The organism is Marivita sp. S0852 (genome assembly GCF_046591575.1).
In the GTDB taxonomy this organism is placed as follows: Bacteria; Pseudomonadota; Alphaproteobacteria; order Rhodobacterales; family Rhodobacteraceae; genus Marivita.
In genome coordinates, this window is sequence record NZ_JBIQWA010000005.1 from 206925 (window position 1) to 218608 (window position 11684).

Consider the following 11684-nt stretch of genomic DNA (forward strand, 5'->3'; position numbering starts at 1 on the left):
GCCTTTCGCGTCGTCTATGATCCCGCACAACCAAAATACGCGTGCAATCCAACGTCACGCGATCAGGGAGTGTTTTTATGTTGGCTGTTTTGTCCCCCACCCGCAAGCTGATGCGCAAAGCCATTGCCGTGGCCGCGTTTATCGGCCTGGCCGCCTGTGATCCGGTTATGATGACCACCGCCGGCGGAGGCGGCCCGCGGGTTGACACCGCGTCTCCTGTACCTGTGGCGCTTCTGGTCCCGCGCTCCGACAGCAGCGCGGGGGCCGTGGCCAGCAGCATGGAAAACGCGGCACGCCTGGCCCTGGCATCGCTGGACGGTGTTCAGATCGACCTGCGTGTCTATGACACCGCCGGCAATGCCCAACAGGCCGCAACCCAGGCCGAACGGGCCGTGGCCGAAGGCGCGAAAATCATCCTCGGACCGCTCTATGGCGAAGCCTCCAACGCTGCGGGCGTTGCGGTTGCCGACAATGGCGTCAACGTGATGAGCTTCTCCAACAACCCAAGCATCGCGGGCGGAAATGTTTTTATCCTGGGCCCCACCTTCCGCAACACGGCAAACCGGCTTTTGGGCTATGCCGCGCGGCAGGGCAAAAACTCGGTTGTTATCGTGCATCCGCAAAATCTCGAAGGGGAATTCGGCAAAGCCGCCATTCAAGCAGCGGCGGCACAGAACGGCGTCCGTGTTGCAGCCGTCGAATCCTTTGCCTTCTCGCAAGAAAGCGTCAATGCAGCCGTGCCCCGAATCCGCGACAGCGTTCAGTCAAACGGCGCGGATTCGGTGTTTCTGACATCCACCGCAGCCGGTGCATTGCCGATGTTCCTGCAGCTGTTGCCAGAGGCAGGGCTCAGCCCCGCAACAACCCAATATATGGGCCTGGCCCGGTGGGACGTCCCGACCCAGATCCTGTCCATGCCCGGTGCCCAGGGCGGCTATTTCACACTAAGCGATCCGGGCGCGACGACCGCCTTTGAAAGCCGGTATCGCGCTCAATACGGCGCAGCACCACACCCTCTGGCCGGGCTTGCCTTTGATGGCATTGCCGCCGTCGGGGCCTTGGTGCAACAGGGCCGCTCGGATGCGCTCGGCACGCGAGCGCTGACCCAGAACTCCGGCTTCCAGGGGGCCAATGGCGTGTTCCGCCTACGCCCCGACGGGACCAATGAACGCGGCCTGGCGGTCGCAACCGTGCGCAACAATCAGGTGACTATCCTTGACCCAGCCCCATCCGGCTTCGGCGGCGCAGGCTTCTGATCCAACCTCCGCCATTTCCGTTCAGGACGCTCTTGCAGACGACCTGAACGCAGACATCATGAACGTCGCAGCCGTCCGGGATGCGATGTGGGAGGCTGTTGGCGATGCATTCGATGAACGCAGTGTCCGCGCCGCAACAGTTGATGTTCTGAAAAAAGCCCAGGCAGACGGCCGCGCCGCCGTCGCGGCCCGGCTCGACGCGGCACCCTTGAATGCCTTGCCGGTCATCAACGGCTACACTTGGCTGACCGACCAACTGGTCACGCTGACATGGGAAATCGTCACCTTGCGCCTGCACCGCAATCCCAACCCGACCGAAGGCGAACGCATCGCAGTCCTGGCTGTTGGCGGCTACGGGCGTGGGGCCATGGCCCCGTTCTCGGATGTCGATCTGCTGTTCCTGTCGCCCTACAAGATCACCGCCTGGGCCGAGAGCGTGATTGAATCCATGCTCTACATCCTGTGGGATCTGAAACTCAAAGTTGGCCATTCTGCCCGCACCGTCAACGACTGCCTGCGGCTCGGGGCCGAAGATTTCACCATCCGCACCGCTATGCTGGAACACAGGTTTGTCACCGGCTACGCCCCCCTCGCCCAAGAACTCGACATGCAGCTCTGGACGAACCTGTTCCACGGCAGTGAAGGCGAATTCATCGACGCAAAACTGGCCGAACGCGACGCCCGTCACATCAAACAGGGCCAACGCTATATGGTCGAACCCAATGTCAAAGAGGGCAAGGGGGGCCTGCGCGATCTGCAATCGCTGTACTGGATCGCGAAATATATCCACCGCACAGATGACATCGAAGAACTGGTGCGCACCGGCGTTTTCCGCCCCGAGGAATATCAGACCTTCGTGAAAGCCGAAAACTTCCTCTGGGCGGTCCGTTGCCACCTGCATCTGGCTGCGCGCCGCGCAACCGAACAACTGACATTTGACATGCAGGTCGAGGTGGCGAGCCGCATGGGCTATAGCGACAAGGGTGGACGCCGCGCCGTTGAATGGTTCATGCAGGATTTCTTCCGCCACGCCACGTCAGTCGGCGATCTGACACGCATTTTTCTGACCTCATTGGAAGCATCGCAGCAAAAACAACCGCCCCTTCTGCTGCGGCTGCTCAAACGTGCTCCGAAAATCAGAGCCGGCTACGAGGTGGTCAACAACCGTCTTGCCATTGCCGACGAAAAAGCCTTCCTCGCCGACAACATGAATATGCTGCGCGTCTTCGAGGAAGCGTTGCGCACCGGCTTGCTGATCCACGCCGACGCCATGCGCCTGATCAGCGCCAACCTGCACCTGATCGACGCAGACATGCGCACCAAAAAAGAAGCCCGGCGCATCTTTCTGGACCTTCTGCTGAAACACGGCAATCCGGAACGCGCGCTGCGCCGGATGAACGAACTTGGCGTATTGTCCGCCTTTATCCCCGAATTTGAACCCATCGTCGCGATGATGCAGTTCAACATGTACCATCACTACACCGTTGACGAGCACACGATCCAATGCATCTGGCACCTGAGTGAGATCGAACACGGCAATCTCGAAGAAGACCTGCCCGTGGCCAGCACCATCCTTAAGGACGGCGTCAATCGCAAGGTGCTGTACGTCGCGCTGCTGTTGCACGACATCGGCAAGGGGCGCGATGAAGACCATTCCGTTCTGGGGGCCAAAATCGCCCGCAAAGTCGCTCTGCGCCTAGGGCTGAGCAAACAAGAGGTCGCCACCGTCGAATGGCTGGTACGCTATCATCTTCTGATGTCCGATACCGCGCAAAAACGCGATATTGCCGATCCGCGCACCGTGCGGGATTTTGCCAAAGCCGTGCAAACCAGGGACCGCCTTGATCTGCTATGTGTGCTGACCGTCTGCGACATTCGCGGCGTTGGCCCGGACACCTGGAACAACTGGAAAGCGGTCCTGATCCGCGCGCTTTATCGCCAAACCCGCCGCGCCCTCGAAGATGGCATGGAAGCGCTCAATCGCGAAAATCGCGGCGCAGAGGCCAAAAAAGCCCTCCGGGCCGAGCTTGCCGATTGGGATGCAAAATCGCTGCGCATCGAAACGGCCCGGCACTATCCGCCCTATTGGCAAGGCCTGCATCTGACCGCGCACAAGGTCTTTGCCGAATTGCTGCGCGACATTAACGACGACGAAATCAAGATCGACATCCACCCAGACGAAGACCGCGACGCCACCCGCGTGTGTTTCGCGCTGGCGGACCATCCCGGCATTTTTTCCCGCCTTGCGGGGGCTGTGGCATTGGTCGGGGCCAATGTTGTCGATGCACGCACGTTCACGTCAAAAGACGGGTTCGCAACGGCCGCGTTCTGGATTCAGGATGGCGACGGGTCCCCTTACGCGGACACCCGCATTCCCAGACTGCGCCAGATGATCTCCAAAACCCTGCGCGGCGAAGTGGTAACAGGCGACGCCATGAAACCCCGCGACAAGCTCAAGAAACGCGAACGCGCCTTCCGTGTCCCGACCTCGATCACATTCGACAATGATGGATCGGAAATTTACACCATCATCGAAGTCGACACCCGCGACCGGCCCGGCCTTTTGTTCGACCTGACGCGCACCTTGGCAAATGCCAATGTCTACATCGCCTCCGCTGTCATCGCGACCTACGGAGAGCAGGTGGTTGACACGTTTTACGTCAAAGACATGTTCGGCCTGAAATTCCATTCAGAAAACAAACAAAAGGCGCTTGAAATGAAACTGCGCAAAGCGATCAGCGATGGCGCAGAACGCGCCAAAGAATAACCCTTCTTCCAGGTTCAGGAGCCATCAATGCTGTTTACCTATACAGGCACAAACCCCTCGTTTCTCGAACAATCCTTTTTCGATCTCGACGGTGTTCTCAGCGTCGAGACGACGTCCGTATCTCCAACCGAAATTGTTCTGACCCACACGGTTTTTACACAGGCAGACGTGTTTATCACGATACGCGGGCTCGGCTTTGCAACTGATGCGTTCGGTTCATTGATATCTGGTGAAATCACCTCCCTCGAATTTAACGGCCTCAACATCCGACAAGCCACGCTCACAGACATAAACTGGAGCGCAGCCGCCTTTCAAACGGCCCTGTTTGACATCGCAGACAACGCGGATTTCACCGGACTTGCCGCTTTGTTCAACAGCTCCGACGTCATCACACTCGACGCCAGCGATGGTCTCTCCGGGTATGATCAAGAAGTTGCCTGGGATGCCTTTCTCCCTTTGCTGACGCAACCGATCTCGGTCGTCGGTTCGCGCTTTGACGATAGCCTTGCGGGCACGTCCGGCAATGACACCATCAACAGTGGCGACAGCACAGATAACGGCGACCGGATCGTGGCCAGCCAGGGGGATGACGTCATCATTTTCAACATCCCCAACGGATCGGACGGGGGCGGCTATATCCTCGATTACGACCCTATCTCTGCATTTGTGGATTTCGACATCGACGGTGTGGCCAATACCGGCCGTGTCGATGGCCCTGGCTTTACCGACACGCTGCAGAATGTCAGCGACGCGCTTTCTGTCTACCTCGGGCTTGAGGGCACAGACGGGAACGACAATTACACCGTTCGACTTGCCCCCAACCAGGTGATCTCTCTTATTGGCGGGCCGGGGTCTGACAGCTTTGATATCGAAGCCGATGGCGCGATCCCTATACTGGATTTTCTGTTCAACAACGCCTCTTCCGGGCTCGATCTTGATTTTGACAGGGGAATTGTGGCGGATGACGGGTTTGGTGCCACTGAAACGTTCGACATCACCGGAACACCCCTGCGCACAATCCTGCGCGCCACAGACAACGCCGACAGGGTCACAGACGGCCCCGGCGACCAATTGATCCGGCTCTTTGATGGCGACGATACCGTTTTTGCCCAAAACTTCGGCGACGATAGCATTGCTGGCGGTAATGGAACGGACAGGGTGGTCTTCTCTGATATCACCGAAGGCCAAAGCACCGTCACGTTTAACGGGCCTGTCAGTACCCTGACCGACCGCAGCACCCCCGCTGGCAGCACCGCTTTGCTCGACGTCGAGATCATTGAAACCCGTGATGGGATCGAATTCGAACTCGATCGCCATGACGGGATCGGCCAAATCAGCGCCGCGGATCTGACAACCCTGACTGAACTCTACATCGCTTATTTCAACCGGGCACCAGACGCGCTCGGACTTTCCTTCTGGGCCACTGCGTTTCAGAAAAACGGTTTCACGATGACCGAGATTGCCGATCTTTTCTTCGATCAGGTCGAAACAAGATCGTTGTATGACGGCATGTCCAACGCTGATTTTGTACGGGCGGTCTATAGCATTGTTTTCGGACGCGATGCCGACGACGCAGGGTTCACTTTCTGGAATGGTGAGTTGGATGCAGGAAATGTCACCCAATCCGGCTTCATCGTAGAGTTTCTCGATGGCGCGCGCGCAACAACCGGGGCCCCCTCTGATGTGTCCTACATCGAAACCAAAACCGATATCGGCCTTTACTATGCTGTGATTCAGGGGCAAAGCGATGTCGCCGATGCGCGTGACGTTATGGACGCATTCGATGGCACCGTTCCAAGTGTGATCACCGCACTTGACCTGGCCGATGATGCCTTGGCCGACGCACAGGCCGGATCGACAGATCTTCTTTTACCGGTTGTCGGCGTCATTGATGATCCCTTCTCTGCGATGGCCTGACGGGAAACGGCTTAATACTCATTTCGCAGTGACCCTTTCGGCGTCTCAGTATCGCTGAACGGGTCGCGCCCAGACAACGCCCTGCGCAACCGCTCCTCGTCCCTTGCCTGCTGTCGCAAATGCACATCGCGATATCGGCGATCCGGCCGCGTGGCCTCGACCAAAGCGCGCGCTTCGGTGATCGGGACCAACCCCGCCACAGGCCGCCCCCGCCTGAGAATCGCATACCGTGTCTCGCGGAAATTCACCTCATCAAGAATGCGGCGCAGATTACTGCGCAACAGATCCGTGCTGATATCCTCCAAAGGGGATGAGTTATAGATATACATGGCGTTCCTTTATGAAGACGCGTCAAAGTACAATCGCAGCCAAATCCTAAAATCCCGTAAAGGCGGCGCTCGCCAAAAGTGTCGATCCGCACCAGCGTACGGTTCACCCGTACAAATCGGACACTCTTAGTCCAAACTGCGCACATACTTGCCAAACCGCAGTTTTTGCCCCCGTTCTCCCGGTTGGACCGTCCGAAACGTACGCCGCAGCCGTACATCAGCCCCTTTTCGCGGGATGATTTCTGCTCTACGCCAATGCACACATGCAAGGAGCCCGATGAAACCCATTCGCCTCATATCCGGTGTCCTCACCGTCGGGTTCTGGACCCTGATGAGCCGCGTTCTGGGGGTTCTGCGCGAAGTGATGATTTTGGCGTTTATCGGTCCCGGCCCGGTCATGGACGCCTTCGTCGCCGCCTTCCGCCTGCCCAATATGTTCCGCCGTTTCTTTGCCGAAGGTGCATTCAATGCGTCCTTTGTTCCTATGTTCTCCAAGCGCTTGGAATCGGGCGACAATCCCCAAGAATTTGCCATGCAGGCGCTCAGCGGGCTGGCATTTGTCCTTCTGGTGCTCAGCGCTCTAGCCATGATATTCATGCCCGCATTGGTTTGGGCCACAGCGGGAGGGTTTGTCGGGGACGACAGATTCGATCTGACCGTCGATTATGGACGCATAGTTTTCCCGTATATCTTTCTGATTTCGTTAACAGCCCTGTTTTCCGGTGTCCTGAATGCCGCCGGCAGGTTCGCTGCAGCCGCTGCTGCTCCGGTTTTTCTGAATATTTTCGTATGTTTATCCATGGCAACAGGGGCATATGTGGGGGGTGAAATAATTTTATGGCTGATCTGGTCCGTGCCGCTTGCAGGCCTTGCGCAGCTGGCTCTTGTCTGGATCGCGGCAGACCGCGCCGGGATTCGTTTGCGCCCTTCAAAACCGCGCTGGACGCCCGAAATGAAGCGTCTTGTCGTGGTGGCCATTCCTGCCGCTCTCGCAGGCGGCGTGATGCAGATAAATTTGCTTGTAGGCCAACAAGTTGCGTCCCATTTCGACAAGGCTGTGGGGTGGCTCTATGCGGCGGATCGTCTGTATCAATTGCCGCTTGGTGTGGTTGGCATCGCTGTCGGAATTGTTCTGCTTCCCGATCTGTCACGGCGCCTCAGCGCCGGGGACGACTCTGGGGCCAAACACGCCTTTTCACGCGCGGGCGAATTATCGCTTGCGTTAACCATTCCTGCGGCTGTTGCCCTTATTGTGATTCCGCTGCCCTTGGTATCGGTCCTGTTCGAACGCGGGGCCACCGGTGCTGATGACAGCGCGGCTATTGCCGCCGCCGTTGCGATCTATGGGCTCGGCCTTCCCGCCTTTGTGCTTCAAAAGGTTCTGCAACCGCTGTTTTTCGCCCGTGAAGACACCAAATCGCCTTTTAGATATGCAGTTTGGGCAATGGTCGTAAACGCGCTTCTGGCGATTGGGCTATCGCCTTTCATTGGCTGGATGGCCCCGGCGATCGCCACCACCGTTGCAGGCTGGACAATGGTTTTCCTGCTGGGCGTGGGCGGTCGCAAACTGGGCGATGTGGCCCGGTTCGACAGCCAGTTCCGACGCCGCATCTGGCGGGTCTGTCTGGCCTCGATTGTGATGGGCGCGGTCTTATGGTTAACCTCGCTTTTGCTTGGACGGATGCTGTCGCTTGCGGGTATCCGCTTTCTTGCCCTCGCTGGTCTGATCGGCACTGGCGTGATCACCTATGCAATCGCCGGGCAAATCCTTGGCGCGTTTTCCCTGCGGGAACTCAAAAGCGCGTTCCGCCGCAGCGGCGCTTAATCTCTCTGGCGCAAGCGGTCGACAAGTTTGGCCCAGCCGCCGGGCACCAGAACCACCGAGATCACAAAGCCGATGGCAAAACCGGAAAGATCCGCCACCCACTCCGCATTGGCCCCGAACAACAGCCCGAACAACAACTGCAGCCCCAACAAAAACCCGATAAGAGAAAACGCCCGAACCTGGCTTTCCCCAAGTTGTCCCAGACGCAGCCACAGCAAATAGGTAAACCCACCGATCAAACCGTAAACCGCTGGAAACGCTCCGATTAAGGGCGTGGGATTGCCGATGAGAACGGCATAGATCACGGACCCTCCTGCGGCTGAGACAAAGAAGATCACAACAACAGACAGGCTGCCCATCGCTTCTCCGACCATCTTTCCCAGCGCCAAGAGCATCACACCTGCAAACAGCGCATGGGTAAAGCTCGCATGCACAAACGGATAGGTGATCATGCGCGCCACATGCTCGGGCGGCCACCGGCCAGTGTCTTGCATCCAGGCAAAAATCTCGGACGAGAACGCATAGCGCTCCAGCAGCCCGATCCGCCAGCCGACCGCGCTTGCATCACCGACAATTCCGCGTGCGCCAAGCGTCACCGCAGCCTCTATACCGACAATCACCAGAAACAAGGCGATCACCACGGGAGGCAACGGGTTGAGCGGCGGTTCGTTATGGGGATGAGTCACGGCACATGGCCCTTGCTTGACGGCAGTTTGGGTCATGGGTAAGCCACACAGACAATATTTGCCAGATGGAGTTTTGCCATGTCCGAGGGGGTCCAAACCTCTCCCGCTTTCACGCCCCGGGTGTTCTCGGGGATCCAGCCCTCTGGCGGGCTGACGCTCGGCAATTACCTTGGTGCCATGAAACGCTTCGTCGAAATGCAGGGCCAAGGATACGAGACCCTTTACTGTATGGTCGATCTGCATGCGATCACCGTCTGGCAAGACCCCGATGCGCTGCGCCACCAAACCCGCGAATTGGCCGCAGGCTATATCGCCAGCGGCATTGATCCGGATAAATCCATTCTTTTCAATCAGTCACAGGTGGCGGAACACGCACAGCTGGCGTGGGTTTTCAACTGCGTCGCGCGCGTCGGCTGGATGAAGCGCATGACGCAATGGAAAGACAAGGCCGGTAAAAATCAGGAAAACGCATCGCTGGGCCTGTTTGCCTACCCGGCGCTGATGGCGGCGGACATCCTGTTGTATCATGCGACGCATGTGCCTGTGGGAGACGACCAGAAACAGCATCTTGAGCTGACCCGCGACATCGCGACCAAGTTCAACCATGATTTCGGCACCGACTTCTTCCCGATCACGGAACCGGTGATCGAAGGCGCGGCAACACGGGTCATGTCCTTGCGTGATGGGGCAAAAAAGATGTCCAAGTCTGATGCCTCCGATGCCAGCCGCATCAACATGACCGATGATGCCGACACGATTGCGCAGAAGATCCGCAAGGCCAAAACCGATCCAGATGCCCTGCCATCCGAAGCCGAAGGGTTGGAAGACCGGCCCGAGGCACGAAATCTGGTCAACATCTTTGCCGCCCTGTCTGACCAGACGGTGGAAGCGGTTCTCTCGGAGGTCGGCGGCAAGCAGTTCTCTGACTTCAAGCCGATGCTGTCAGAGCTGGCGGTTGAAAAGCTGGCCCCGATATCCTCCGAAATGGCCCGCCTGATGCAAAGCCCTGACGAGATTGATGCAATCCTCGCCAAAGGAGCAGGGCGTGCGCGACAGATCGCGACACCGATCCTCAAGAAAACGTACGACATTGTCGGCATGGTGTCGGCCTGACGTCATTTTCAGTTAGGTCGACACCAAAAATTAATGGGTAGGTGAAAGAAACTTCGTACGAAGTTTCTTGACCGCCTCCAGAAAATTCTACGGTTTACGGCCCCGCGGTTTCGTTTCCTAACATACTCCGCGCTCTGGACCTCTTGTCCGACCGCACCTAACGTTATCCCAGAAACGGGAGGCATAAATGGCCACAGGAACAAACATCCGCACCTATTTCAACGGTATCTGGCACGATGGTGACATCGCGATCATGAATGCGGCGGATCACGGTGCGTGGCTGGGCAGTGGCGTGTTCGACGGTGCCCGATATGTTCACGGGGTCGCCCCCGATCTTCTGGCGCATTGTGAACGCGTTAACCGATCCGCCAAAGCGTTGATGGTCACGCCTACCGTCAGTGCAGAAGATATGGTGCAGATCGTCTGGGAGGGCCTGAGCAGGTATCCCAAAGACGCCGCAGTTTACATCCGTCCGATGTACTGGGCCATTGACGGGGACCAAAGCGCTATCGTGCCAAAGGCCGACAAAACCGGGTTCGCGATCTGTCTTGAGGAAATCCCCCTCGCCCCTGACACAGCCAGCGCCACATTGGGCAAAACCCGGTTCCGGCGTCCGATCCTGGAAGATGCCGTGGTAAACGCCAAAGCCGGATGTCTTTATCCCAACAATGCCCGCATGCTGGCTGAAATCCGCGCTCGTGGCTTTCAGAATGCGCTGGTCACCGATGCGATGGGCAATGTCGCGGAAAGCGCCACCTCCAACGTTTTTATGGTAAAAGACGGAGAGGTTTTCACACCCATCGCAAACGGGACATTCCTGGCCGGGATCACCCGTGCCCGGCACATCACAAACCTGCGCGCCGATGGCACACCGGTGCATGAAACGGTGCTGACTTTTCAAGATTTTGAAACAGCCGACGAAGTGTTCCTGTCTGGTAATTTGCACAAGGTCACCCCGGTGACCGGGTTCGAGAACGCCTCCTATCAAATTGGCCCCGTCACCCGCCGCGTCCGCGACATGTATTGGGACTGGGCCAAATCTGCATGACCGCCGGTTCTTTTGCGCCCGCTCGCGTCAGGATGGGCAACGTGACACCCGTGTCTGTCTTTGGTTCACGGTCCGATATGGGCTCGTTTCTTGCGGCAATCGCCTCTTTTCGACCGCCGGACCAACACCGCAACCACTATTGCGCGGGGTCTGATCCTACGTCATGATCCGCGCCAGGGAGACGATTTGATGCGTAAGTTTCTAGTGGTGCTGGACGACAGCCGAGAATGCCTGAACGCCATGCGGTTTGCCGCAATGCGGGCATCCCATACCGGAGGGGGCGTGGCCATTCTGTCGATTATTCCGTCCGATGAATTCAATCACTGGATCGGCGTCGGAGAGGTGATGCGCGAAGAAGCCCGCGAACGTATACACGCGCATTTCGAAGTCTTCGCCAAATGGATGCGCGACAAACAAAGCGTCGATCCCGAACTCATCATTCGAGAGGGCGAGGCGGTTAAGGAAATCATCGCACAGGTGCAGGAAGACCCCGAAATCGGCGTGCTGGTTCTGGGTGCAAACACCGACAAAAAAGGCCCCGGCCCGCTTGTCACCCAACTGACCAAAAACGCAGGAAGCTTGCCGATCCCGATCACCATTGTGCCCGGCGAATTGTCCAAGGAGCGGTTGGAAGCCATCACCTGAGTGAAGCAACGGATGGCATAAACTGCGAAGTATGACGGGCCCCTGTGTCCGGGCCAACGGTCCAAACCACGATCGCAGCGCTGCGCGGTGTATGCGTG

The 11684-nt window shown here is 58.0% G+C and carries 9 protein-coding genes; 7 read left to right on the forward strand and 2 right to left on the reverse strand.

Features of this window, described 5'->3' with window-relative positions; translation table 11 throughout:
• Positions 1–77: 77 nt before the first annotated feature.
• Genes ACG74X_RS12785 through ACG74X_RS12795 form a run of 3 tightly spaced genes read left to right on the forward strand, consistent with a single transcriptional unit; the run spans position 78 to position 5940 of the window.
• Complete coding sequence (locus ACG74X_RS12785; RefSeq protein ID WP_411235270.1) at positions 78–1256, forward strand: penicillin-binding protein activator; 1179 nt, start codon at positions 78–80, stop codon at positions 1254–1256.
• Positions 1216–4023 (forward strand): [protein-PII] uridylyltransferase, encoded by a 2808-nt coding sequence (locus ACG74X_RS12790; protein ID WP_411235272.1) that lies wholly within the window; start codon positions 1216–1218, stop codon positions 4021–4023. The genes ACG74X_RS12785 and ACG74X_RS12790 overlap by 41 nt, the downstream gene beginning before the upstream one ends.
• A 27-nt stretch (positions 4024–4050) precedes the next feature.
• Entirely contained in the window at positions 4051–5940 is a 1890-nt protein-coding gene (locus ACG74X_RS12795) for a DUF4214 domain-containing protein (RefSeq protein WP_411235274.1), read from the forward strand.
• An 11-nt stretch (positions 5941–5951) separates the two neighbouring features.
• Here ACG74X_RS12795 and ACG74X_RS12800 read toward each other — a convergent pair whose 3' ends face one another.
• On the reverse strand, positions 5952–6269 hold the full coding sequence (locus tag ACG74X_RS12800; RefSeq protein WP_411235276.1) for a type II toxin-antitoxin system Phd/YefM family antitoxin: 318 nt from the start codon (positions 6267–6269) through the stop codon (positions 5952–5954).
• 277 nt (positions 6270–6546) lie between these two features.
• Between ACG74X_RS12800 and murJ the strand changes: the two genes are divergently transcribed.
• Complete coding sequence (gene murJ / locus ACG74X_RS12805) at positions 6547–8094, forward strand: murein biosynthesis integral membrane protein MurJ (RefSeq protein WP_411235277.1); 1548 nt, start codon at positions 6547–6549, stop codon at positions 8092–8094.
• On the opposite strand, the gene ACG74X_RS12810 is transcribed toward murJ, so the two are convergent.
• Complete coding sequence (locus tag ACG74X_RS12810; RefSeq protein ID WP_411235279.1) at positions 8091–8780, reverse strand: rhomboid family intramembrane serine protease; 690 nt, start codon at positions 8778–8780, stop codon at positions 8091–8093. The genes murJ and ACG74X_RS12810 overlap by 4 nt on opposite strands.
• Before the next feature lie 78 nt (positions 8781–8858).
• Between ACG74X_RS12810 and trpS the strand changes: the two genes are divergently transcribed.
• From trpS to ACG74X_RS12825, 3 genes are all read left to right on the forward strand, one after another.
• Positions 8859–9893, forward strand: a complete 1035-nt coding sequence (gene trpS / locus ACG74X_RS12815; protein ID WP_411235281.1) for a tryptophan--tRNA ligase — start codon at positions 8859–8861, stop codon at positions 9891–9893.
• A gap of 187 nt (positions 9894–10080) precedes the next feature.
• Positions 10081–10941, forward strand: coding sequence for a branched-chain amino acid aminotransferase (locus ACG74X_RS12820; protein ID WP_411235282.1), 861 nt, complete (start codon positions 10081–10083; stop codon positions 10939–10941).
• A gap of 189 nt (positions 10942–11130) precedes the next feature.
• On the forward strand, positions 11131–11586 hold the full coding sequence (locus ACG74X_RS12825; RefSeq protein ID WP_411235283.1) for a universal stress protein: 456 nt from the start codon (positions 11131–11133) through the stop codon (positions 11584–11586).
• Positions 11587–11684 lie beyond the last annotated feature (98 nt).

Excerpts from the sequence above, each read along its gene's own strand:
- murJ (WP_411235277.1), top strand. The coding sequence starts at position 6,547 with ATGAAACCCATTCGCCTCATATCCGGTGTCCTCACCGTCGGGTTCTGG.
- ACG74X_RS12800 (WP_411235276.1), bottom strand. The coding sequence starts at position 6,269 with ATGTATATCTATAACTCATCCCCTTTGGAGGATATCAGCACGGATCTG.
- trpS (WP_411235281.1), top strand. The coding sequence starts at position 8,859 with ATGTCCGAGGGGGTCCAAACCTCTCCCGCTTTCACGCCCCGGGTGTTC.
- ACG74X_RS12825 (WP_411235283.1), top strand. The coding sequence starts at position 11,131 with ATGCGTAAGTTTCTAGTGGTGCTGGACGACAGCCGAGAATGCCTGAAC.
- ACG74X_RS12820 (WP_411235282.1), top strand. The coding sequence starts at position 10,081 with ATGGCCACAGGAACAAACATCCGCACCTATTTCAACGGTATCTGGCAC.
- ACG74X_RS12795 (WP_411235274.1), top strand. The coding sequence starts at position 4,051 with ATGCTGTTTACCTATACAGGCACAAACCCCTCGTTTCTCGAACAATCC.
- ACG74X_RS12785 (WP_411235270.1), top strand. The coding sequence starts at position 78 with ATGTTGGCTGTTTTGTCCCCCACCCGCAAGCTGATGCGCAAAGCCATT.